At 53.1% G+C, this 24,545-nt stretch carries 22 protein-coding genes and 1 tRNA gene; 15 read left to right on the top strand and 8 right to left on the bottom strand.

From position 1 onward, the window contains the following. Window positions 1-56: 56 nt before the first annotated feature. Window positions 57-1,070: a tRNA (adenosine(37)-N6)-threonylcarbamoyltransferase complex transferase subunit TsaD gene (gene tsaD / locus IM295_RS02755; protein ID WP_048224940.1), complete on the bottom strand. Its 1,014-nt coding sequence runs from the start codon at window positions 1,068-1,070 to the stop codon at window positions 57-59. Window positions 1,071-1,306: 236 nt separating this feature from the next. On the opposite strand from tsaD, the gene rpsU reads away from it, so the two are divergent. From rpsU to rpoD, 3 genes are all read left to right on the top strand, one after another. Continuing rightward, complete coding sequence (gene rpsU / locus IM295_RS02750; RefSeq protein ID WP_001144069.1) at window positions 1,307-1,522, top strand: 30S ribosomal protein S21; 216 nt, start codon at window positions 1,307-1,309, stop codon at window positions 1,520-1,522. Window positions 1,523-1,637: 115 nt separating this feature from the next. Next, a complete protein-coding gene (dnaG, locus tag IM295_RS02745) occupies window positions 1,638-3,383 on the top strand; it encodes a DNA primase (RefSeq protein ID WP_028014472.1) in 1,746 nt (581 codons plus the stop codon). 153 nt (window positions 3,384-3,536) lie between these two features. After that, a complete protein-coding gene (rpoD, locus tag IM295_RS02740) occupies window positions 3,537-5,381 on the top strand; it encodes an RNA polymerase sigma factor RpoD (RefSeq protein ID WP_028014473.1) in 1,845 nt (614 codons plus the stop codon). Between the two features lie 101 nt (window positions 5,382-5,482). Here rpoD and mug read toward each other — a convergent pair whose 3' ends face one another. Beyond that, window positions 5,483-5,989: a G/U mismatch-specific DNA glycosylase gene (gene mug, locus IM295_RS02735; RefSeq protein WP_023333460.1), complete on the bottom strand. Its 507-nt coding sequence runs from the start codon at window positions 5,987-5,989 to the stop codon at window positions 5,483-5,485. A gap of 124 nt (window positions 5,990-6,113) precedes the next feature. On the opposite strand from mug, the gene IM295_RS02730 reads away from it, so the two are divergent. Next, a tRNA-Ile gene (locus IM295_RS02730) sits at window positions 6,114-6,189 on the top strand. A gap of 192 nt (window positions 6,190-6,381) precedes the next feature. Here the strand turns inward: IM295_RS02730 and IM295_RS02725 are convergent. Continuing rightward, window positions 6,382-6,636 carry a hypothetical protein gene (locus IM295_RS02725; RefSeq protein ID WP_193066177.1) on the bottom strand — a complete coding sequence of 85 codons (255 nt, stop codon included), beginning with the start codon at window positions 6,634-6,636 and terminating at the stop codon, window positions 6,382-6,384. A gap of 855 nt (window positions 6,637-7,491) precedes the next feature. Between IM295_RS02725 and IM295_RS02720 the strand changes: the two genes are divergently transcribed. Further along, the gene (locus IM295_RS02720; RefSeq protein WP_193066176.1) at window positions 7,492-8,661 is read left to right on the top strand and encodes a DNA repair protein; all 1,170 of its coding nucleotides are present in this window, start codon (window positions 7,492-7,494) and stop codon (window positions 8,659-8,661) included. On the opposite strand, the gene IM295_RS02715 is transcribed toward IM295_RS02720, so the two are convergent. Beyond that, window positions 8,662-9,426, bottom strand: a complete 765-nt coding sequence (locus IM295_RS02715; protein ID WP_193052572.1) for a siderophore-interacting protein — start codon at window positions 9,424-9,426, stop codon at window positions 8,662-8,664. 147 nt (window positions 9,427-9,573) lie between these two features. Between IM295_RS02715 and IM295_RS02710 the strand changes: the two genes are divergently transcribed. After that, complete coding sequence (locus tag IM295_RS02710; protein ID WP_126300150.1) at window positions 9,574-10,068, top strand: PadR family transcriptional regulator; 495 nt, start codon at window positions 9,574-9,576, stop codon at window positions 10,066-10,068. Here IM295_RS02710 and IM295_RS02705 read toward each other — a convergent pair. Continuing rightward, the gene (locus tag IM295_RS02705) at window positions 10,065-11,624 is read right to left on the bottom strand and encodes a methyl-accepting chemotaxis protein (RefSeq protein WP_028014479.1); all 1,560 of its coding nucleotides are present in this window, start codon (window positions 11,622-11,624) and stop codon (window positions 10,065-10,067) included. The genes IM295_RS02710 and IM295_RS02705 overlap by 4 nt on opposite strands. 335 nt (window positions 11,625-11,959) lie before the next feature. Further along, window positions 11,960-13,480: a PAS domain-containing methyl-accepting chemotaxis protein gene (locus IM295_RS02700; protein ID WP_193066175.1), complete on the bottom strand. Its 1,521-nt coding sequence runs from the start codon at window positions 13,478-13,480 to the stop codon at window positions 11,960-11,962. Window positions 13,481-13,915: 435 nt separating this feature from the next. Between IM295_RS02700 and ygjG the strand changes: the two genes are divergently transcribed. The 9 genes from ygjG to IM295_RS02655 all read left to right on the top strand — a co-directional run bounded on the left by ygjG (window position 13,916) and on the right by IM295_RS02655 (window position 23,321). Then, window positions 13,916-15,295 (top strand): putrescine aminotransferase, encoded by a 1,380-nt coding sequence (ygjG, locus tag IM295_RS02695; protein WP_193066174.1) that lies wholly within the window; start codon window positions 13,916-13,918, stop codon window positions 15,293-15,295. Window positions 15,296-15,779: 484 nt separating this feature from the next. After that, entirely contained in the window at window positions 15,780-16,322 is a 543-nt protein-coding gene (locus IM295_RS02690) for a fimbrial protein BcfA (RefSeq protein ID WP_028014482.1), read from the top strand. Window positions 16,323-16,475: 153 nt separating this feature from the next. After that, window positions 16,476-17,183: a fimbria/pilus periplasmic chaperone gene (locus tag IM295_RS02685; protein ID WP_028014483.1), complete on the top strand. Its 708-nt coding sequence runs from the start codon at window positions 16,476-16,478 to the stop codon at window positions 17,181-17,183. Between the two features lie 49 nt (window positions 17,184-17,232). After that, the gene (locus IM295_RS02680; RefSeq protein WP_193066173.1) at window positions 17,233-19,851 is read left to right on the top strand and encodes a fimbrial biogenesis usher protein; all 2,619 of its coding nucleotides are present in this window, start codon (window positions 17,233-17,235) and stop codon (window positions 19,849-19,851) included. Further along, window positions 19,852-20,868, top strand: coding sequence for a fimbrial protein (locus IM295_RS02675; protein WP_193052575.1), 1,017 nt, complete (start codon window positions 19,852-19,854; stop codon window positions 20,866-20,868). A 9-nt stretch (window positions 20,869-20,877) separates the two neighbouring features. Next, a complete protein-coding gene (locus tag IM295_RS02670) occupies window positions 20,878-21,420 on the top strand; it encodes a fimbrial protein (protein WP_049000026.1) in 543 nt (180 codons plus the stop codon). Window positions 21,421-21,429: 9 nt separating this feature from the next. Continuing rightward, window positions 21,430-21,960, top strand: a complete 531-nt coding sequence (locus IM295_RS02665) for a fimbrial protein (protein WP_028014487.1) — start codon at window positions 21,430-21,432, stop codon at window positions 21,958-21,960. After that, a complete protein-coding gene (locus tag IM295_RS02660) occupies window positions 21,926-22,663 on the top strand; it encodes a molecular chaperone (RefSeq protein WP_028014488.1) in 738 nt (245 codons plus the stop codon). The genes IM295_RS02665 and IM295_RS02660 overlap by 35 nt, the downstream gene beginning before the upstream one ends. Before the next feature lie 31 nt (window positions 22,664-22,694). Further along, entirely contained in the window at window positions 22,695-23,321 is a 627-nt protein-coding gene (locus IM295_RS02655) for a hypothetical protein (RefSeq protein WP_028014489.1), read from the top strand. 46 nt (window positions 23,322-23,367) lie between these two features. On the opposite strand, the gene lsrG is transcribed toward IM295_RS02655, so the two are convergent. Continuing rightward, entirely contained in the window at window positions 23,368-23,661 is a 294-nt protein-coding gene (gene lsrG, locus IM295_RS02650; RefSeq protein WP_045260122.1) for a (4S)-4-hydroxy-5-phosphonooxypentane-2,3-dione isomerase, read from the bottom strand. Further along, a complete protein-coding gene (gene lsrF / locus IM295_RS02645; protein ID WP_028014491.1) occupies window positions 23,658-24,545 on the bottom strand; it encodes a 3-hydroxy-5-phosphonooxypentane-2,4-dione thiolase in 888 nt (295 codons plus the stop codon). Before lsrF ends, lsrG begins: the two co-directional genes overlap by 4 nt.

Below are 24,545 nucleotides of genomic sequence, written 5' to 3'. Positions count from 1 at the left end.
TTACCGGGCCTACAAGACCGTAGGCCGGGCAAACGAAGTGCCGCCCGGCAAAAAACTCACGCCTCAGGCAGTTCCGCCAGCGGCCAGCGCGGACGCACGGACACGCTCAGGTCGGACGTTGCCCCCGCATTCAGGCGCACCATCCCGGCGTAAGCGATCATCGCCCCGTTATCGGTACAGAATTCCGGACGCGCGTAGAACACTTCCCCGCGACGCTTTTGCATCATCTCCGCAAGCTTCGCGCGCAGCGTACGGTTGGCGCTGACGCCGCCCGCCATCACCAGGCGCTTAAACCCGGTCTGATCCAGCGCGCGCTTGCACTTGATCATCAGCGTATCCACTACCGCATCTTCGAACGCGCGGGCGATATCGGCGCGGGTCTGGTCGCTGTCGTCGTTATTGCGGATAGTATTCGCCGCGAAGGTTTTCAGCCCGGAGAAGCTGAAATCCAGCCCCGGACGGTCGGTCATCGGGCGCGGGAAAACAAAGCGCCCTTCCGTTCCCTGCGACGCCATTTTAGAGAGCATCGGGCCGCCCGGGTAATCCAGGCCCAGCAGCTTGGCGGTTTTATCGAACGCTTCGCCGGCGGCGTCGTCGATCGACTCGCCCAGCAACTCGTACTTGCCAATACCCGTTACGCTAATCAGCTGGGTATGCCCGCCGGAAACCAGCAGCGCCACAAACGGGAACTCGGGCGGATTGTCTTCCAGCATCGGCGCCAGAAGATGCCCTTCCATGTGGTGAACCGGAATGGCGGGAACGTCCCACGCGAAGGCCAGCGAACGCCCTACCGTTGCGCCGACCAGCAGCGCACCGACCAGACCCGGCCCTGCGGTATAGGCTACGGCGTCAATATCGGTTGAGCTTAATCCGGCCTCTTTCAGCGCCGCCTGAATCAGGGGAACCGTTTTACGCACGTGGTCACGAGAGGCCAGTTCAGGTACGACGCCGCCGTAGTCAGCGTGCAATTTCACCTGACTATACAGCTGGTTGGCCAGAAGCCCTTTTTCGTCGTCGTAAATGGCGATGCCGGTTTCATCGCAGGATGTTTCAATACCCAGTACACGCATGACTTGTTTTACCTCGTTTCAATACCGCGCAGTGTAGAGCCTGGGCGGGTTGATGTAAAACTTTGTTCGCCCCAGGAAGAAGGCTCGTGTATACTCCTCACCCTTATTAAAGTCCCTTTCAAAATCGCATCGGTGCTTTACAAAGCAGCAGCATTTGCAGTAAAATTCCGCACCATTTTGAAATAAGCTGGCGTTGATGCCAGCGGCAAACCGAATTTATTAAAGGTGAGAGTTACATGCCGGTAATTAAAGTACGTGAAAACGAGCCGTTCGACGTAGCACTGCGTCGCTTCAAACGTTCATGCGAGAAAGCAGGTGTTCTGGCTGAAGTTCGTCGTCGTGAGTTTTATGAAAAACCAACGACCGAACGTAAGCGCGCTAAAGCTTCCGCTGTGAAACGTCACGCGAAGAAACTGGCTCGCGAAAACGCACGCCGTACTCGTCTGTACTAATCTGTTGAGGGCCAACGCCCTCAATTGACAGACAGAGTAGTAGTCGTAAGGCCGTGCTTCCGGAAGGAATGCGCGGCTTGTTTTCGTTTATAAGTCGCTTAAATTTTTGGGGCATATGGCCGGAAGAATCCCACGCGTTTTCATCAATGACCTGCTCGCCAGAACCGACATCGTCGATCTCATCGACGCGCGGGTAAAGCTGAAAAAGCAGGGCAAGAACTACCATGCGTGCTGTCCGTTCCATAACGAAAAAACCCCCTCCTTCACCGTAAACGGTGAAAAGCAGTTTTACCATTGCTTCGGCTGTGGCGCACACGGTAATGCCGTCGATTTTTTAATGAACTACGACAAGCTCGAGTTCGTTGAAACCGTCGAAGAACTGGCGGCGATGCATAATCTTGAAGTGCCGTATGAAGCAGGCAGTGGGCCAAGTCAGATCGAGCGCCATCAGCGGCAAACGCTGTATCAACTGATGGATGGCCTGAATTCGTTTTACCAACAGTCTCTTAAGCACTCTGCGGCTGAGCCTGCGCGTCAGTATCTGAACAAGCGCGGACTGAGCGACGATGTGATTGCGCGTTTCGCTATTGGTTACGCCCCGCCCGGCTGGGACAACGTGTTAAAGCGTTTTGGCGGCAATAGCGAAGATCGTAAATCCCTCATCGACGCAGGCATGCTGGTCACTAACGACCAGGGACGAAGCTACGACCGCTTCCGTGAACGGGTGATGTTCCCGATCCGCGACAAGCGTGGCCGGGTAATTGGTTTTGGTGGTCGCGTGCTGGGTGATGCCCTGCCGAAATACCTCAACTCTCCGGAAACCGATATTTTCCATAAGGGCCGCCAGTTGTACGGTCTTTATGAGGCGCAGCAGGACAATGCGGAACCTCCGCGTCTGTTGGTCGTCGAAGGCTATATGGACGTCGTTGCGCTGGCGCAGTACGACATTAACTACGCGGTTGCGTCGTTAGGTACGTCCACCACTGCCGATCATATTCAACTGCTGTTCAGGGTGACCAACAACGTCATCTGCTGTTACGACGGTGACCGAGCCGGACGCGACGCCGCCTGGCGAGCGCTGGAAACCGCGCTGCCGTATATGACCGACGGACGTCAGCTACGCTTTATGTTCCTGCCCGACGGTGAAGACCCGGATACGCTGGTGCGTAAAGAGGGCAAAGCGGCATTCGAAGCGCGGATGGAGCAGGCACAGCCGCTCTCCACGTTTCTGTTTAACAGCCTGATGCCGCAGGTGGATTTGAGTACCCCTGACGGGCGCGCGCAGCTCAGTACTCTGGCGCTGCCGTTAATCAGCCAGGTGCCCGGCGAAACGCTGCGCATCTACCTGCGTCAGGAGTTAGGCAACAAGCTCGGTATCCTGGATGACAGCCAGCTTGAACGTTTAATGCCTAAACAGGCTGAAAACGGCACGGTTCGCCCCGCGCCTCAGCTAAAACGCACAACCATGCGTATACTGATAGGGTTACTGGTGCAAAACCCCGAACTTGCTCCGCAAGTGCCGTCGCTGGCGGGTTTGAACCACGAAAAGTTGCCCGGACTTGGCTTATTTTCAGAACTGGTCAACACTTGTTTGTCTCAGCCAGGTCTGACCACCGGACAACTTTTAGAGCATTATCGCGGCACAAAAGAGGCCGCTACCCTTGAAAAACTGTCGATGTGGGACGATATAGCAGATAAGGAAATTGCAGAAAAAACGTTCACCGACTCGCTCAACCATATGTTTGATTCGATGCTTGAGTTGCGCCAGGAAGAGTTGATAGCTCGCGAGCGCACCCATGGCTTAAGCAGCGAAGAACGCCGGGAGCTCTGGATGATTAACCAGGAACTGGCGAAGAAATAAAAAATTTAACGGCTTAAGTGCCGAATATCGATCGGGAAGCCCCCGGCAGCCGCACTGAGAGGCAGCGGCAAAAATATAAGTACGCCCTCGCTTTAAAGGTTGGCAGCACCATCGCCGACACCAATCAAACGAATTAAGTGTGGATACCGTCTTATGGAGCAAAACCCGCAGTCACAGCTGAAACTTCTTGTCCAACGCGGTAAGGAGCAAGGCTATCTGACCTATGCCGAGGTCAATGACCATCTGCCGGAAGATATCGTCGATTCAGACCAGATCGAAGACATCATCCAAATGATCAATGACATGGGCATTCAGGTGATGGAAGAAGCACCGGATGCCGATGATCTGTTGCTGGCTGAAACCTCCAACAACACTGACGAAGATGCGGAAGAAGCTGCTGCACAGGTCCTGTCCAGCGTGGAATCTGAAATCGGGCGTACCACTGACCCGGTCCGCATGTACATGCGCGAAATGGGTACCGTTGAACTGTTGACCCGCGAAGGCGAAATTGACATCGCAAAACGCATCGAAGACGGGATCAACCAGGTTCAGTGCTCTGTTGCCGAATACCCGGAAGCGATTACCTATCTGCTGGAGCAGTACGATCGCGTTGAAGCGGAAGAAGCGCGCCTGTCTGACCTGATCACCGGTTTTGTTGACCCGAACGCTGAAGAAGATATGGCGCCTACCGCCACTCACGTCGGTTCTGAGCTGTCTCAGGAAGAGATGGATGACGACGAAGATGAAGATGAGGAAGAAGACGACGACAGCGCGGACGATGACAACAGCATCGACCCGGAACTGGCGCGCGAGAAGTTTGCCGAGCTGCGTACCCAGTACGAAGTAACGCGTGACACCATCAAAGCGAAAGGCCGTAGCCATGCCGCCGCTCAGGAAGAGATCCTGAAGCTGTCTGAAGTATTCAAACAGTTCCGCCTGGTGCCAAAACAGTTCGACTACCTGGTAAACAGCATGCGCGTGATGATGGATCGCGTACGCACCCAGGAACGCATCATCATGAAGCTGTGCGTTGAGCAGTGCAAAATGCCGAAGAAGAACTTCATCACCCTCTTCACCGGCAACGAAACCAGCGAAACCTGGTTCAACGCGGCTATCGCGATGAACAAGCCGTGGTCTGAAAAACTGCACGACGTGAAGGACGATGTCTATCGCGGTCTGCAGAAGCTGCAGCAAATTGAAGAAGAGACCGGCCTGACCATCGAGCAGGTCAAAGACATCAACCGTCGTATGTCCATCGGTGAAGCGAAAGCCCGCCGTGCGAAGAAAGAGATGGTTGAGGCGAACTTGCGTCTGGTTATCTCTATCGCTAAGAAATACACCAACCGCGGTCTCCAGTTCCTGGATCTGATTCAGGAAGGCAACATCGGTCTGATGAAAGCGGTAGATAAGTTTGAATACCGTCGTGGTTACAAGTTCTCTACTTACGCGACATGGTGGATCCGTCAGGCGATCACCCGCTCTATCGCGGACCAGGCACGCACCATCCGTATTCCGGTTCATATGATTGAGACCATCAACAAGCTCAACCGTATCTCCCGCCAGATGCTGCAGGAGATGGGCCGCGAGCCGACGCCGGAAGAGCTGGCCGAGCGCATGCTGATGCCGGAAGACAAGATCCGTAAAGTGCTGAAGATCGCCAAAGAGCCAATCTCCATGGAAACACCGATCGGTGACGATGAAGATTCGCATCTGGGGGATTTCATCGAGGATACCACCCTCGAGCTGCCGCTGGACTCGGCTACTACCGAGAGCCTGCGTGCCGCCACGCACGACGTTCTGGCTGGCCTGACCGCCCGTGAAGCAAAAGTGCTGCGTATGCGTTTCGGTATCGACATGAATACCGACCACACGCTGGAAGAAGTGGGTAAACAATTCGACGTGACCCGCGAACGTATCCGTCAGATCGAAGCGAAGGCGCTGCGTAAGCTGCGTCATCCAAGCCGCTCTGAAGTGCTGCGTAGCTTCCTGGACGACTAATCCTGGTAAACAGCAAAAAGCTCCCAATCGGGAGCTTTTTTTTGTTTATTCCCTCTCCCCGTGGGAGAGGGCCAGGGTAAGGGCATCAGGCCGCAAAGGAGCTAAAGCCCCCGCACCATCAGCGCCTCATCCAGCTCCCGATACGCCTCTACCAGCTTGTCCAGCGTTGCCCTGTTGAGCCCGCTCGGGTTCGGCAACACCCACACCTGCGTAACGCCAATGGTGATGCTCTGCTTACCCCACTTAGCCCCGCGCTGGCTGAACGCCTGCTCGTAGGCCTGCTTACCGAGGATCGCCAGCGCGGCGGGCTGATAGTCTTCAATCTTCTTCACCAGTTCCCGCCCGCCGCTGCGCAGCTCATGCAGGTTGACCTCGCTCGCCTGTACCGTCGGCCGCTCGACCAGCATGGTGATCCCGCAGCGCGTATCCAGCAAATGCTGCTCCTCTTCCGGCTTGAGTAACCTGTCGGTAAACCCGGCCTGGTAGATCACCTTCCAGAAGCGATTGCCCGGATGGGCGAAGTGAAAGCCGGTGTGCGCCGAGGACTTTCCCGGGTTGATTCCGCAAAATACCACCCGCAGGCCAGGGGCCAGAATGTCGTTGATCATCTTTACTCCCACTGATACGTCGTTATGGAAGTATAAAGGATTGATAATGCGTTGTTTATAAAAACAGCAGGCAGGTGTGAATGGCTGGATTGCTGCGGGGAGTTACTTTATAATTCACCGCCACGGCCCCTTAGCTCAGTGGTTAGAGCAGGCGACTCATAATCGCTTGGTCGCTGGTTCAAGTCCAGCAGGGGCCACCAAATTTTAGATGTAAAATCAGATAATTAAGCCACTCCAGCGAGTGGCTTTTTTTCTAAGTTACTGATAACGAACCTTTATCGTTACCCTGCTTCTTAACTGAACCCGATTTCAATCCAGACCCCACTGTATGACGCAGAGCAGAACAGGCTTAACTTCGCCTCGACGACCACCTTGTGGCTCAGTTTTCATGATTAGCTTTTGTATCGAGCGAAATGCCGGTAGATTTTTTTCGTAACAAAAATGGCAAGTATGCCCAGCAGAATTGACGCTAAGCCAAGGAAAATCAATAAAGAAAGGATATGACTGAACAAGCCACCAAAGCTTGTAAAATCACTCAATCGAGCAAACTGCTCCGGAGTGAGTACTCTAACGACGACCTCTGGAATAGTTAGAAAGAAAATAATCACCACCAGAACATAAATTGCCACTCTACCGCTTTTTTTCATTTTCTTCCTTGTCCCTTATGACAATGATGATCAATTATTGACATGAGTTATTAAAAAGATGAAACGAGCAATCTTATGGTTTCTGCAGTCCTATATTTATTACATCCCTATAGCACTCATTGTTGCTGGCGCTTATCTCTTCGCGCGTTTCCTGCCTGACTATTTTGGTATACTTACCTTTGCATGGATCATCATCGTTTCCTATTTTTATGTAAAACATAATCGTTGGTTCTAATGGGTTCCGGAAAATCAACAGCCCACGCGCGCGCAACAAAAAAGCCAACCCTGTACTCCAAGGGTGTTGGCTCTATCTTAAAGCAGCGACAATCTCACCGGGTTAAAACACGTACGTATGTCCAGCGTAAATTCGTTAGAAACAATATGTGCCTTCAATTGATATACAGATGCTCAACTGCCGTGTAGTTTACGCCTACACCTGACGCGTAAGTCAGATAATTTTACGTTATCGAGCCGTATTCACGGCCAGGATTGTCCTGCCAGCTGCCTGAGTGCTCCATATCTTTACCCCCACACTGCCCCCCGGACGGGAAAGGGTGTTCATTTCTTTGGCTCACCGTCCAATCTGCAGATTTTTTATCGAATCGTAATACCTTTCTTCCGTATTTTGCGCAGTGACCTGTCTTTATTTAGATATTATTTCTATATATTTCAATGAATTAAGTTTAACCTCAAAAAGCAGCACTCTTATTCTTTTGTTAAGCGCTCATCTTCACACTCTGTAAAATCTAAAGAAATCCCCCATCGCGCCGATCATCATCCGTGTGTATTATTTCCTGTAGCTTTTACAACAACTACCCTTAACTCAAATACTTAAGCGCCAAAGCGAAAGGCATCATGAGCACACCGATCAAACGGCTAGAAATCATTAAAAATGCCATTGAACTGGAAGATGACGACATCATCCAGAGCCAGCTGACACGCCTGAAAAATGAAGCGTTTGACGATGAGCTACAGGCAATCGTCGTGGCGCTTGAGGAGAAGAACTACACCGCGGCCATGGCGGCCATTACCGCCTGGCTGCAGGGCCAACGCGCCGTGATCCAGTGGCGTGACCCACAGGTAGCCGCCAGCAAGCTGGAGCTGAAGGCGCTGGAAGAGCGTCTGCGCGATCTGATTGACCGCCGCAACGCGCGCGTGCAGCAGCTTGATGAGTTCAACGATCTCTATTTCTCCCGCCTCGGACCGCTGATGCAGCAGATCCTCGCCCTGCGTAAAACGCTGGCGGAGCTGAACCTGCGTCGTCAGCAGGCGGAGGCACGTCGTCGCGAGGAGGATTACCGCCGCTGTCAGCGCTATATGGCGCAGGCGGTGGAGGTGCTGGCGACGCTTACCCAGCGCTGGCGCGATCTCCCGGCTGACTCCGTCCAGGCCGCTCAGGCGCGTAAGCATCTGGAGCAGCAAAGCAATCTGATTGCCAACCTGCTGGCCGAAGCGCTCGAACTGGAAAGCGGCTTAACGCGCGAAGAAGAGCCCGCGCGTCAGGCGCGCGACGAGGCCAACGAAGAGTACGAGAAGTATCGCGAACAGCATCACGATGCCGAAGTGCGGCTGCGCAAGGGCAAACATCTCTCGGAAGAAGATCAGAACGAACTCAAGCGCCTCTGGCGGCAGGCGAGCAAGCTCTGCCATCCGGATTTAGTCGCAGACGATCTGAAAGAGGAAGCCAACGCGATGATGGTGCAGCTCAACCAGGCCAAACAGCGCGGCGACGTCAAAACCATTCGCTCGCTGGTGGCCCGCCTGCAGCAGGGGTTCGAGCCATTGATGGCGAGCGACAGGCTGAACGATCTGGAGCGTATCCGCAAAAAAATGGCGCAGGTCCGCGAGCAAATCGACACCTTAGTGAACGAGCTGGCGGAGCTGGAAAAAGAGGAGTCCTGGCTGCTGGTCTCGTCGCTGAGCAATATGGAAGCGTACTTTGCTCAGCAGGAGAAAGCGCTAAAAGAGGTATGCGCCTCGCTCGAACACCAGGTTAACGAAGCGCAAATGGATTCGGCAGCCTGATTATTTAGCGTGCCAGTATGCGCTGGCACGCACCAGATGCTGGTCAATTGCGTTGGTTTCAAACTGGCGGCTCAGGCTTTTTACCACCTTCCCTTCTCCGGTCAGCCAGATAAAGTAATCCTCCGCCGGCACGGCCAGCGCCGCCAGACGGTCAGCCACCGCATGCTCGCTGTGGCCCACCACCCAGGTGATGTTGAAATCACTCAGGTGCGCCAGATAGTCCTTATAAGATTCGTCACCTACGGTCACCACCGCGTGAATCTCCGGACAAACCGGCAGTTTAGCAATGCTCTCTAAACGTCGACGCAGCGCCGGCATGCCGGACTCGTCGCACACGTACAGCTGCCAGGCGTAATCCTCCGGCACTACCAGCGAACCGCGCGGGCCGCCGATCGTCAACCTGTCGCCCACCTTCGCCTCGACTGCCCAGCCGCTGGCAATCCCGCCGTCATGAATGAAGAAATCGAGCGCCAGCTCATGATTTGCCTCATCGTACAGCGGCGTATAGTCGCGCGCCTGTGGACGTACGCCGTCGCCCCAGTCGATGCCTTCATCGGTGACCTTCGGCGGGACAAACGTGGTGCCAGGTGCAGGGAAAAAGACTTTGGTGTGGTCGTCGAAGCCGCGGGAGCTAAAGCCCTCCAGCGCCTCGCCGCCTAAAACAATGCGCTGAAAGCCTGCGCTAATGCGCTCAACGCGGCGCACCGTCAGCTCGCGAAAGCGCAGGTCATTACGCACGCGCTGTGGGTAACGGGTAGATGCCATTTTTAGCCTCTTCTCTGGTGAATACGATATATCGGAATTGAATTTTAAATGATAATGATTACTAATCAGTAAAAAAGCAAGATTTTTTAGATTGCATCTGAATATATCTTAGATATAGTTTAGATATATCAAATTAAGAGACATAACATGCGACATGAACACGACGGCGGTGGACGCCGACCGCGCTTTTTCGGCCACGGCGACCTGCGACTGGTGATTCTGGATATCCTGACCCGCAGCGCCAGCCACGGCTATGAGCTGATCAAAGAGATCGAGAACCTGACCCAGGGGAACTACACGCCGAGCCCCGGTGTGATCTACCCGACGCTGGATTATCTGCAAGATCAAACCCTTATCACCATTACGGAAGAAGAGAGCGGTCGTAAGAAGATTGCGATTACCGCTGAAGGACAACGCTGGCTGGACGAAAACCGGGAACAGCTGGAACAGATCCAGGTGCGTATTAAGGCGCGCAGCGTCGGCTTTGAGCTGCGCAAAAACCCGCAGATGAAGCGGGCGCTGGATAACTTTAAAGCGGTGTTAGACCTGAAGGTAAATCAGGGAGAGTTCAGCGACGCGCAGCTCAAGCAGATTATCGGCATAATCGACCGCGCGGCGCTGGAGATCTCCCAGCTGGATTAAGCCGGCGCGTGCTCGCTCACTCGGAATACGCGAACCAGCTCTTTCAGGTGCATCGCCTGCTCGTTAAGGGATGCCGCCGCCGCGACGGACTCCTCCACCAGCGCAGAGTTCTGCTGGGTGGTGGCATCAATCAGGCCAATCGCGCTGTTGATCTGCGAGATCCCCTCCGTCTGCTCGTGGCTGGCCTGGCGGATCTCGCGCAGGATCGTGTCCATCTCCTCCACGTTGCCGACCATGCCGTTGATCAACGCGCTCGCTTTTTCCACCAGATTCATCCCGTCCTGGGTCTGGCTGGTGGAGCTCTCGATCAGCTCGCGAATTTCACTGGCAGACGACGCGCTCTTCTGGGCAAGCTGGCGAACCTCACCGGCAACCACCGCGAAGCCGCGGCCGTGCTCGCCCGCACGCGCCGCTTCCACCGCCGCGTTCAGCGCCAGAATGTTGGTCTGGAACGCAATAGCGTCGATCAGGTCGATAATGTCGGACATCCGGTTCGACGTCTCGTTAATCAGGCGCATTTTGCTGGTCACCTGCTTCATCATCTCCCCGTTGTTTTTGACCACCGTGGCGGCATCTGCCGAGAGATTAGTCGCTTCTCCGGTGTGCGAGGCGGTGTTTTTCACCGTCGCGGTGATCTGCTCCATCGAGGCGGCGGTCTGTTCAACCGAACTTGCCTGCTCCTCGGTGCGCGCGGCAAGATCCTGGTTACCGGCGACAATCTGCGCGGCTGCGCTGGAGATATTCTCCGAGCCCGTTTGCACCTGCTGCACAATATCCAGCAGGCGGTTTTTCATCTCCATCAGCGCGTGCAGCAATAGGCCCGTTTCGTCTTTGCCGTGCGGCGTGATGCTGCCCGTCAGGTCGCCCTCTGAAATGGCATTGGCAAAATTCACCGCCTCGCCGAGTGGGCGGGTAATAGCGCGCACGATAAACCAGCCAATCAGGCTGCCAGCGGCGACGCTAAAGAGGGTGATCAGGATCAGCAGCAGTCGGCTAGACCTGAAGTCTCCTTCCACCTGCGCCCCCGCGCTCTGCATCTCATGGTTCTGAATCGCAATCAGCTCCTGCACTTTAGCTTTATAGGCCTGCTGCACGGTGAGGGTATGGGTCATCATCTCCTGGATAGCACCCGCACGGTCATTATTCTGCACCGCCTGCAAAATGCGATAGCGCGAGTCCAGATACTGCTGACGAACGTCGCGGATCTCGGCAAGGACCTGCTGCGATTTCGGGTCCTGCAACACCGTATTCAGCTCGCCCAAAATCACCGTGATATGCTCGCTGATCTCTTTAAGATGCTGCTGCGACTGTGCCGTGTACGTTCCCTGTTCATCCAGCAGCATGAGCTGCTGAGTGCTAATAAATTCCTGGAAGTTGTCGATTAACTGGTTCGCTTTTACCGTGGTGGGATAATCATGGGTAATGATGGATTGCATCCCGTTGTTAGCCCGGTTCAGGCTCAGTAAGGACATACTGGCGCTGATCACCATCAGGACAATAAAGAATCCAAACGCCAGAAATAATTTCGTGCCGATCTTTACGTCATGTAAGAACATATTTTCTCCATCGATGTGATTATTTCTCAGACGATCGCTGTTATCGGTAACGAATCCGCTAACTTTATGACTTTGATCGTTTTTTTATTTCATAACCATCACAATGGATAGGTAGAGGCTATTAATTCCGCCCCATCGATCGTTACCAGACCACCAGAACAGGGTTTGCAAAATAGCATCGGGGAAAACTGACTTAGGCAGGGATAAATAACTGAGGCACTTTCTTTAGTTATTTAATATCTCATTAACAATAAAAAACATTAATAGTCACAACCACAAATAAAAAAGCCGTTTATTCCTTACGGTATAAACGACTTTTCCGGAACATTACTGGCTCAATGCAGCACCGTCACCGCATCCTTAAGACGCCCGGCGCGGTGTTTCACCATGGCAGAGATGTGCGCGCTCTCCTCGACCAGGTCGGCATTTTTTTGCGTAATGCTGTCCAGTTCCGCCACCGCGCGGGTTAGCTCTGACAACCCGGTCGCCTGTTCGGACGTCGAGTGGCTGATCTGCGCGATGAGCTGCGTGACGTTTTTCACCTGCTCGACAATGTCATCCATCGTGCGGCCTGCGGCGTGCACCTGCTCCGAGCCGGACTGTACCCTGCTTGCGCTGGCATCAATCAGCTTGCGGATATCGTTAGCCGCATTCGCGCTGCGGCTGGCAAGGTGGCGAACTTCCCCCGCGACCACGGCAAAGCCTTTCCCCTGCTCGCCGGCTCTTGCCGCTTCAACAGCCGCATTCAGCGCGAGGATATTGGTCTGGAAAGCGATGTCGTTAATCAGGGAGGTAATCGAGCCGATGCGCTGCGTGCTATCGGCGATGTCATCCATCGTTTTAACCACGGTCTGCATCGCGTTGCCGCCTTTCGTCGCCGCGCTGCTCGCGGCGACGGAGAGTTTGTCCACTTCGGTGGCGGTTTCTGAGTTGCTCTGAACGGAAGCGGCCATCTGGTTCATCGTTGCGACGGTCTGCTGCACGTTCGCCACGGTCTGACGCGTACGATCGTTCAGCGCTTCGTTCCCCTGCGCCAGCCTGTCGCTGCCGTCACGGACGCTCATCACCTGGCTTGAGACGTCATTGATGAGCCAGCGGCACATCAGCCCCAGCTGTCCTACCGCGCGCAGGGTCAGCCCCAGCTCGTCGCTGCGGTTCAGATGCTGCACGCTGTTGCGCTCGCCGGTCGCCACCTTCAGCGCCTGATGCGCGACGTTTTCGATCGGGCGGACAATCTGTTGCTCAAACAGCAGCGTTCCCAGCAGCGTTACCACGGCGGCCGCGGCGAGCGGCACCCAGCCTGCGGAGGTGGTCACCAGGGTAGCGGCAAGCGCGGCAAAGAGCGCCGCCATCACGCTGCGTACGCGCCAGCGTAGCGGCATGGAAGGAAGTTTACCCAACCAGCCCTTACGCACCACCAGTCCTTTTTGGATGCGTTTTTTACAGCTCCCGTTATTCAGCGCCCGGTAGAGCGGCTCTACGGCAGCGATCTCTTCCTCCGTGGCTTTGGTGCGGATCGACATATACCCCGTCACCTGCCCATTCCGCACCATCGGTACCGCATTCGCGCGCACCCAGTAATGATCGCCATTTTTACGCCGGTTTTTGACAATGCCGCTCCACGGCTCACCCTGCTGCAGGGTGTACCACATATCGGCAAACGCCGCTTTTGGCATGTCGGGATGGCGCACCAGATTGTGCGGCTGGCCCATCAGCTCATCAAGCTGATAGCCGCTCACCTGCACAAAGGTGTCGTTTGCATGGGTCATATAGCTGTGGACGTCGGTGGTCGACATTAAGGTGGTGTCATCGTCCAGAGGATAATTATTCTGGGTGACACAGGAAGGAGAAGACATGACGGGCATTCCTTGCAGGTTATTCGAATGTTAATTTTGTGGTTTATTGTTTTTTCGGCGGTAAACAATTTATCTTTAGTTGTTAAACTTGATGGAGATCGCAGATTTCACTTAAACCGCACTTTTTGTGAGATTTTATAATTCATTGATTCCAAATACTTTCGCAAAGAAATTACCTATAAAGCATGACCTGTTAACGCCCACTTAAGCCGCAAGCCATGCACTCCTTTAGTGCAATTGCCTTTTTGTGCACCTGAGAATGCGGGTTGCCCTGTACCCCTAAATCCCGTTTCGATTGCTCCGGCATGATTAAATATTGCGCAACATAATTTTAACCTGGCGTTTATCCCGATTTTCGTTAAGTCATCTGAAGTGACGTAATCCCTGCAATACTTAACTCAGTATCATGTGATACGCGATCCCCGGGAGCATATTTTGAACAGGTTACCTTCCAGCGCCTCGGCTCTTGCCTGTACCGCGCACGCACTGAATCTCATTGAGAAGCGAACGCTCGATCATGAGGAGATGAAACAACTCAACCGAGAGGTCATCGATTATTTTAAAGAGCATGTGAATCCTGGTTTTCTGGAGTATCGCAAATCTGTTACCGCCGGCGGGGATTACGGAGCCGTAGAGTGGCAAGCGGGAAGTCTCAACACGCTTGTCGACACCCAGGGACAGGAATTTATAGATTGCCTGGGTGGTTTCGGTATCTTTAACGTGGGGCACCGTAATCCAGTAGTGGTTTCCGCCGTACAGAATCAACTTGCGAAACAACCTCTCCATAGTCAGGAACTGCTCGACCCGCTTCGCGCCATGCTTGCGAAAACGCTGGCGGCCTTAACGCCCGGCAAGCTGAAATACAGCTTCTTCAGCAACAGCGGCACCGAGTCGGTCGAGGCGGCGATCAAGCTCGCCAAGGCGTACCAGTCGCCACGCGGGAAATTCACCTTTATCGCCACCAGCGGCGCGTTCCACGGGAAATCCCTGGGGGCACTGTCTGCGACCGCCAAATCCACCTTCCGCAAACCGTTTATGCCGCTGCTGCCGGGCTTCCGCCACGTGCCGTTTGGCGACATTAACGCCATGCGCACCGTGCTGAGCGAATGCCGTAAAACCGGCGATGACGTGGCGGCGGTGATCCTCGAGCCGATTCAGGGTGAAGGCGGCGTGATTTTGCCTCCACAGGGCTACCTGCCCGCCGTGCGTCAGCTGTGCGATGAGTTTGGCGCGCTGCTGATCCTCGACGAAGTGCAGACCGGGATGGGACGCACCGGCAGGATGTTTGCCTGCGAGCACGAGAACGTTCAGCCGGACATACTGTGTCTTGCGAAGGCGCTCGGCGGCGGCGTGATGCCGATTGGTGCAACGATTGCCACCGAGGAGGTGTTCTCGGTGCTGTTCGACAATCCGTTCCTGCACACCACCACCTTTGGCGGTAACCCGCTGGCCTGTGCGGCGGCGCTGGCCACCATCAACGTGCTGCTGGAGCAAAACCTGCCTGCGCAGGCGGAGCAGAAAGGCGACATGCTGCTGGATGGCTTCCGCCAGCTGGGGCGTGAGTACCCGGATCTGGTGCAGGAGGCGCGCGGCAAAGGGATGCTGATGGCAATCGAGTTTGTCGACAATGAAATCGGCTACAGCTTCGCGAGCGAGATGTTCCGCCAGCGGGTGCTGGTAGCCGGCACGCTCAACAACTCGAAAACCATCCGCATTGAGCCACCGCTGACGCTGACCATAGAGCAGTGTGAGCAGGTGCTGAAGGCGGCGCGCAAGGCGCTGGCAGCGCTGCGGGTAAGAGTAGAAGAAGTATGATTTAATCCCTCCTCTTATGGAGGAGGGAGTTATATCCACTCTAATTTCATTTCAATTTGTAATTAAACATGGCATATTGAAAATCACTCTTACATTGCCCTAAAGAACAATTCCCGTTTTAAATTAATATTTAATTTTAATAAAAGGATAGCGTTCAATAACAATGCAGAAATATCACTCTCGGCGATTGCACCTTACTAAATCAGGCTAAATAGCGCATCAAACATACCCTCCCATTCTAAAAACTAATAAATTTTTAATTAAAACCCATTTAAGAATTTCTAAGCAAAAATCAACCAGCAATAGATTGATATAATATGCCTCGCCTCATAAAATACGCTTTCGGAACATCACGAGAATGTGCAAAACACAGCGTACTGTATGATTCTGTATATTCATGATTTTTAATCTGAATAGTCTTGTATTAAGTCACCTTTAATTTTGTTTCAACTTGACAGAAAACTGTTTATTTAAAAGGATTTGTATGAAAAAGCATGTTTTAGCAATGGTTGTTGCTGCATCTATGGCAAGCGGCGTGATGATGAACGCACAGGCAGACACCACCACAGTAAGCGGCGGTACCGTTAATTTCGTCGGTCAGGTTGTTAACGCTGCCTGTTCAGTTGCTGCCGATTCTGTTGACCAGACCGTTATCCTGAGCCAGGTTCGTACCGTGAAGCTGACTCAAAGCGGAATGCTGGCGAATCAGAAAGAAGATTTCAACATTAAACTGGAAGATTGCGACACCACTGTCAGCCAGAACGCAGCGGTTATTTTCAACGCGCAGCAGGATGCTACTCAGCCGGGCGCTATGGCGAATACCGCGGGTGCAGGTTCCGCACAGAACGTGGCTCTGCAGCTGTTTGGACCGGACGGTAAAAACCTGGATCTGGGTACCACCTCTTCTGCAATCGGCCTGATCAACGGTGAAAACATTATCCCACTGAGCGTTGACTACATCGCTACAGGCGCAGCAACACCAGGTAACGTAGCATCTACCGCTACCTTCCAGATGGTTTATTCCTAATCGAATTAGGATGCTGTCATCCCTCCTTCGTACGCCTGTACGAAGGAGGGATTTTTAATATAACCGACCGTTTTATATAGATTAAATACATAGGCTTAAACGGCATGTTTTATTCTATGTATTTGATTATGTATTCAATGAAGTGATATATAAATGAAACGAATTAATACTGTATCTTTGATAACGAAGCTGATTACGCATTCTTTTTTATTCGCAGCTACGGTGCTGACTACGGCTCACGCTGGGGGGATAGGCCTGGGCGCAACGCGTATTATTTACCCTCAGGGTGATAAACAGATTTCGTTACCTATTACGAACTCGTCTCAAAGCAATGCTTTTCTGGTGCAATCGTGGGTTGCGAACGCCGATCAATCGAAGTCCACAGACTTTATTGTCACGCCTCCACTTTTTGTTATGCATCCTAAAAAAGAAAACACCATCAGGATTATGTACGCTGGCCCAGATTTGCCGAAAGACAGAGAAAGCGTTTTTTATTTCAACAGCAAAGCTATCCCGGCCGTGGACAAAAGTAAGTTGCAGGGAAATACATTGCAGATTGCGACGCAGAGCGTCATTAAGCTTTTTATTCGCCCAAAAAAATTGCCTACCCCGTCAATTGACGCGCCAAAGGCGCTGCGCTGCACGGTCAGTAACGGCAAGTTGACCATCAAAAACGCGTCGCCTTATTACGTGTCGCTGGTGCAATTCAAAGCGGGAAACGCAAAGTTAACCAATAACATGGTTCCGCCAATGAACAGCCTGGTCGTTGATCTACCTGCCGGTAGCGGGAGCCAGGTGACGTTCCAGACCGTTAACGATTTCGGTGCCACCACCCCTGTTCAGACATGCCCTGGAGCATAATTTTCCCGGAAAAATACCGAACATAGCGCGTTGAAGCAGGCAGAGAAAAATGAAGTTTCGCAAGTATCAGACAAGGATAGTCAATCATCGTTTGGCCCCTCTCACGCTGGCCATGCTCGGCGCATTCGCATCCGTTAATGCGGATGCGGGCTATTATTTCAACCCTGCCTTTCTTTCAAGCGATCCTGCGGCGGTTGCTGATTTATCACGTTTTAGTAATGCTGGTCAGGCGCCAGGGGTCTATCGCGTGGACGTATGGCTGAATGACAATTTTTTAGCCACGCGCGACGTCACGTTTAACGTGCGCAAAAATTCAACACCTACGGATGACGATACGGGGCTGACGCCCTGCCTCTCGCGTAAGTCACTTGATGCGATGGGGGTAAATGTCGATGTCTTACCCGGTCTTAAGGACGAAAAAGCGGGCAACTGTGTCGATTTGCCGGCAGCCATTCCCGCTGCCACCACATTTTTTGATTTTGAACACCAGCGCCTGAATATCAGTATTCCGCAAGCGGCGCTGCGTAATAACGCGCGCGGGTACATTCCCCCTGAGCAATGGGACGAAGGCATTAACGCCCTGATGCTGAATTATGACTTTTCGGGTTCGCATAGTCACAATAGCGGTGATTACGGTTCGACGACAGACAACTATTTTCTGGGACTTAACAGTGGATTAAACCTGGGGCCGTGGCGGCTGCGGGATTTCTCTACATGGAGCTACAACAGCAGCGGCTCAGAGACCTACACCAACTGGGAACATATTAAAACCTATGTTGAACGTGCCGTTATCCCGCTAAAAAGCAAGCTAACAATCGGCGAGAACTATACCACTTCGGATGTCTTCGACAGCCTGCCATTCCGCGGGGTGCAGATCAATTCTGATGACAACATGCTGCCTGATAGTATGAAAGGTTTTGCGCCAACCATTCATGGGATCGCTAAATCCAACGCCCAGGTCACCATCAAACAAAACGGTTACACCATTTATCAAAGCTATGTGCCGCCCGGGGCGTTTGCCATTAACGATCTGTACCCCACCTCCTCCAGCGGTGACCTGAATGTAGAGGTCAAAGAATCTGACGGAACGATCAGCAGCTACTCTGTGCCCTATTCCGCGGTACCGGTTTTACAGCGTGAAGGCACCGTAAAATATGCCGCCACTGCGGCCCGCTATCGCAGTAACAGCGATCAGCAGGAGGACACAAATTTTGTCCAGGGAACGCTTATCTGGGGGTTACCAAAAGGATTCACCGTCTACGGTGGTACGCAGCTGACGGAAAAATACTCTGCCTTTGCGTTGGGTACCGGGGTGAACCTGGGGAATTTTGGCGCCGTATCGGCCGATCTCACCTCCGCACAAAGCGAACTGAGCGACGGTAGCTCACATAACGGGCAGTCAATACGTTTCTTATATGCAAAATCGTTGAACGGCATGGGCACCAATTTCCAGCTGTTAGGCTATCGCTATTCCACATCCGGTTTTTATACCCTGGATGAAACCACCTATAAGCAAATGAAAGGTTATGTCGGCCAGGACGATCCCAACGACCACACCGACGACAATCAGCCCGTGTGGACCGATTATTACAATCTGTACTACACCAAACGCGGCAAGCTGCAGGCCAATATTTCACAACAGCTGGGCACTGCCGGGTCGATTTTCCTCAACGGCAGCCAGCAAACGTACTGGCATACCGACGAAAAAAATACGCTTATTCAGCTGGGTTATAGCGGAACGGTTGCGGGCGTAACCTATAACCTGACCTACAACTACAATAAATCCCCTGGCATGAGTGAAAGCGATCGTATTTATTCTTTAACGCTCTCCTTCCCGCTCAATCTGTGGCTTCATCCAGGTGGAGATGTGACCAAACGTTTAAACAGCATTTACGCCACATACGGCATGAGCACCGATAACGACGGCAGGGTCAATAATACTGCCGGCATCAACGGAACGCTGCTTGAAGACAATAACCTCAGCTACAGCGTTCAGCAGGGATACCAGAACCAACATACCGGTGCCAGTGGAAGCATCAGCACGGAATATGATAGCGCCTACGGTAATGCGAGCCTGGGGTACAACTACAGTAACAATGGCGATTATCAACAGATCAACTACGGCCTCAGCGGCGGTATCGTCGCGCATCGCAACGGCATCACCTTAAGCCAGCCATTAGGGGATACCAATGTCCTGATCGCCGCGCCGGGCGCAAGCAACGTGAAGGTCGAAGACGGTCCCGGGATCCACACCGACTGGCGAGGTTATGCAGTTGTGCCGTATGCCAGCGCATACCATCGTAACCGCATGGCGCTGAATACCAACTCGCTCAGCGACGATCTGGACATTGACGAGGCCGTTACCCACGTTGTTCCAACCCAGGGCGCCCTGGTTCGCGCCACCTTTAAGGCGCGCTCAGGAACGCGCGCGATGATTGCACTCATGCATAACGGGCGCCCTGTGCCCTTTGGCGCGGTTGTTACGCGCAGCGATGAAGGTGGGGACACCATCGTAGGCGATAACGGCGAAGCGTATCTGTCTGGGCTGGGCGAGACAGGGAGTCTGACAGCGCAATGGGGCGACACAGATGATAAAAAATGTGTTGCCGTTTACAAGCTAAGTGAAACAAAGCAGTCCCTCGTGCATTTAAAAGCGGAGTGCCGATAAGTGAAAGTACGCATTATTTTTTTATTACTCAGCCTTACGGCTTCTACGCAAAGTCTGGCAGCGGTCTGCCATAACTTTACACACAGCATTACTAATGTTAATTACGATCTGACGGCCTCGCTGACAAAAGAACAAAACCAGCTGGGGCAGGCAGTTGAACTGGTTAAATCACAGGATGTGGGCGTCAACGCCATATGTGACTATCATCCGGACGGCGATTCTCGTACCTATCGCTCATACAGGAATACCTACCCGGTGATTTTCACGGAAGACCAGTGGCAGTATATGAATCTTGACCCGATCTATATTGCAGGGGCGATGCGGATAACCGATTCCGAAATTGGTGAATATTTTCCGCCTGGAGACTATATCCATATGGGTAAAGATTACAGGGTGGATAAAGAGGATATGAACATACCTTTCCCGGTATATGACTCCAACCTGGTATTCCGGTTAAAAATTATCAAACCTTTTATCGGCACGGTCATTATCCCCAGTAAAGTGATGTTTAATGTTTATATCACCACCGAAAATACCGACCCGTTGAATGATATTGTTTATCAAATAACATACAGCGGCGCGGTCACGGTGCCGCAAAACTGCATCATTAATGCGGGGCAAATCATTACGGTTGACCTGGGAAAACTCAACAGTTCTTCATTCACGAAAGCGGGTGAGAAACCTTCTAATGCGCCGGTAAAAACCTTTAATGTTCCCATCGAGTGTAATGCGGACGTGATTTCGCCTGCGCATCTTACGCTTCGACTGGTCGCCAACGCAGACAGCAACGTCGGCCAGGCGATCGCTACGGATAATAAAGATGTCGGCGTGGTGGTAACCAACGAAAATGGCACCGTCATGATACCTAACGACGCCTCCAGCACCGCTGATTTTATTACTGATAGTTCGGGCCATGCTGATGTCACGTTAAAAACCTACCCTATCAGCACGACAGGGAAGGCCCCGGCAGAAGGTCTGTTTACTGCGTTGGCCTGTTTACGTATCGATTTTGCGTAAGGGTGAAAAATGAGAGTCTTGTATTTTGTCGCCCTGGCGACGCTGTTCTCTGGCATAGCAACAACGTACGCCGATGAGGGTTTTACAGTTAACCTCCAGATATACGGCACAATTATCGGCGAATCGTGTGAAGTTGAGGTGAACAGTAAAGAACAAACGGTTGATTTAGGCGCATTCGATATATCTGAATTTCCCGCAACCGGAACAACGACGCCGGAAAAAGCGTTCACGATCGATCTTAAAAATTGTTCACGCGCCATTCAGGGGACAAAAATCTGGTTCAGCGGTATGCCGGATACCAATAACTCGGACCTGCTGGCGCTCAGCGACACGGGTAAAGGAACGGCTGGCGAAATGGCGACGGGCATTGGCGTGGAGCTTCTCAATGCCGGAATGAATCCGATTAAAATAAATAATACGGAATCCGAAATTTATCCCTTAAAGCAGGGAGATAATAGCCTGACGTTTAATTTACGGTACAAATCGACCCTGCCCGAGGTTACGACAGGGAATGCTACGGCCATCATGTATTTTGATCTGCTCTATCAGTAGGATGCGGAAATGAAAAAGTTTTTCACAATAATATTCACCGCGCTTTTTCTGGTGCCATTTTTTTCAGCGCGTACACTGGCGCACGACGGTACAATTTATATCACTGGCGTGATCCATAAAAAGACGTGCAGTATCGCGCCTGATTCTCAGAACCTGACCGTCACAATGGACAGCGTGCAAAGTAAATATTTCACCCAGTCAGGTATGGGCGCTGATTATCATCCGTTTGCTATTAATGTGGAAAACTGTGCCGGAACAGAAGGCTCAGTAAGTATTACCTTTGACGGCACACCCGATACAGCAAACCCGGATTTACTGACGCTCATCGGCGGTGAAGGCTACGCAACCGGTATCGGCGTAGGAATTTACAACCAGGACAAGTCGCTCATCTCTATGGGAAGTAAAAGCCAGAAGACGATGATTATTCCTAATCAAAGCGACGCGACTCTCCAGTTTTACGCCCGCTATGTTGCCACCGCAAACAAGGTCACCACGGGAACGGCAAATGCGACGACAACCTTTATTCTCAATTATGCGTAAGTGTGTTTATCCGGCGAAGATCCTGCTTCTCTTTTTTCTCTCCACCATCATGCTTCAGGCGCAAGCTGGCGTGGTGATCGGCGGAACGCGGTTTGTCTATCCGGAACGTGAAAAATCGATCAGCTTTTCCGTGCGTAACCCTTCTGACGAATCGTATCTGATCTACACCAAAGTCGAGCCGGGTGGCCTGTGGACTGGGGCGGATGCCCCACACGGGGTTCAATCCGCATTTGTGGCCACGCCGCAGCTGTTCTCATTGCGTCCGCAACGCGAAAACACGATTCGGCTGATATTTACGGGAGGAAAGTTACCCGAGAACCGGGAAACGCTGTTCACGTTAAACGTTGCGGCGATCCCTTCCGCTAATCCGCACACCACGGGTGTGCAAACGGCGGTACGTTCACGCTTTAAACTTTTTTATCGGCCCACCGGGCTCACCGGCAATCCTGATGATGCTTATCAGGCCTTACGCTGGTCACGAAACAAAAATAACGTCGTTGTGAATAATCCGACGCCTTACTACATCACGCTTTATCAGCTTAGCCTCGGCGGTAAGCGCATCGCTGATGGCGGCCTTGTCGCCCCTTTTAGCGAGCGAGAGCTCGAGGGTTGTCCAGACCCAGGGGTATGCCAGGTGCGCTGGCAAGCGATTAATGACTATGGACGCATTATGCCTGTTCGTACACAGGCTCTGGCGTCCTAGTCCCGTCTCTCTCTTTTACGGAATAACATCAATGGAAGTTTCAACCTCCCTTCGTCGCCTTTCGCTTCTGCTGGCTGCGACCCTGACTTTCTCAGCCGCAGCGCTGGCAGAGCAAGCGACGCCACAGCAGATTGAACAAACAGGAAAAGCCGCCGAAGCGTATTTCGCCGCCCATCCTGAAAAAATGGGTGAAATTGTCTCTACCTATCTCGCTGAACATCCTGAATTTTTAGTTGCGGCAGGGGAAAGCCTTCGCCAGCGTCAGGAGATAGCGCAGCAACAGGCCATGGTGCAAAATGTCATCCTCCATCGCGAGCAGCTGCTTGCTGGCGGCGATCCTGTTGTCGGGCCCGCCAACGCAAAAGTCGCCGTGGTGTCTTTTGTGGATGAGCAATGCGTGAACTGCAACGTCACAGAAACGCTTATCCATGCCAACCCGGATATCCGTTTTATCTTTAAAAAATTGCCTTCGGCCGGGTCGGCAAACAAAGTGTTACAGGACAATGTGAAGCTCGTGAAGCAGATCGGTTTTGCCAACGCGCCGGCGTTTGTGGTTTTACCTCAGGAAAAAGATCCGGTCATTCAGCGCATTAGCGTGATGTCAGGAAACGTCTCTTCCGATGCATTAATCATGGCGATCCAGAAAGCCAAAGGATAAGCCAGGATGCCCGATGACGCGCATGAGTGCGTCATCGGGCATCGAATTACTCCGGCAACAGCCCCACAAAACTGCGTTTCTTACGCGGCTCCGACATCAGCTCCTCAAGCTTGTCCACGCACGCCAGATAGTGCGGGGTTTGCTTATGCGCCAGCACCGCCGCTTCGTCTTTGTAGGCCTCGTAGATAAAGAACCGGGTTTTCACCCTCGGGTCCTGCAACACGTCAAAGCGCAGGTTTCCCGGCTCCCTGATGGACCCCTCGTGGTTGGCGCGAAACACCTCCAGAAACTCGTCCACCCGCTCGGGCTTGATGTTAATCTCAACCAGCGTCACGTTCATTTTGCTTCTCCCTGTTTCTCTTCCTGCCAGAACTGGAACGCCTCCCGGGCGCTCACGTTCTCGTGAACCACTTTTTTCACCGCTTTCAGCATGGCGAGCGGCGCGCTGGACTGGAAGATATTGCGTCCCATGTCCACGCCGGACGCCCCCTGATCAATCGCCCGCCAGCACATCTCCAGCGCCTCGAGCTCCGGCAGCTTTTTGCCCCCGGCGATCACAATAGGCACCGGGCAGCTGGCGGTCACTTTTTCAAAGCCCTCGTCCACGTAGTAGGTTTTGACGAACTGCGCCCCCATTTCGGCGGCGATGCGGCTGGCGAGCGAGAAGTAGCGCGCGTCGCGGGCCATCTCCTTGCCGACGCCCGTTACCGCCAGCGTTGGCATGCCGTAGCGTGCCCCTGCATCGACAAGCTTGATGATGTTGTTGATAGACTGATGCTCAAACTCGCTTCCGATATACACCTGCGCCGCCACCGCGCAGACGTTCAGGCGCAGGGCATCCTCCATCGCCACCGCCACGCACTCGTTCGAGAGTTCCCCCAGAATGGAGTTACCGCCGGAGGCGCGCAGCACCACCGGTTTGTTTGTCGCGGCGGGCACCTGGCTCCTGAGAATGCCGCGGGTACACATCAGCACGTCGGTTTCACCGAACAGCGGCGCAATGGAGAGATCGATACGCTCAAGGCCGGTGGTCGGCCCCTGAAAGTAGCCGTGGTCAAAGGCCAGCATCACCGTGCGGTTGCTCTGCGGGTTAAAGATGCGCGCCAGGCGGGACTGCATGCCCCAGTCCAGCGAGCCGCAGCCCTTCAGCGTGAACGGCACATTCTGCTGCGGCGTGCCGATGCCAAAATCCTTGCCGTCTTTGATGTCGTCTAAATCAGCCAT

Origin of the sequence: Enterobacter cloacae complex sp. P14RS, from assembly GCF_014895895.1 — a bacterium.
GTDB lineage: Bacteria > Pseudomonadota > Gammaproteobacteria > Enterobacterales > Enterobacteriaceae > Enterobacter > Enterobacter bugandensis.
Note: the sequence above shows the minus strand (reverse complement) of the source record. Positions and strands in the feature narration are given on the sequence as shown.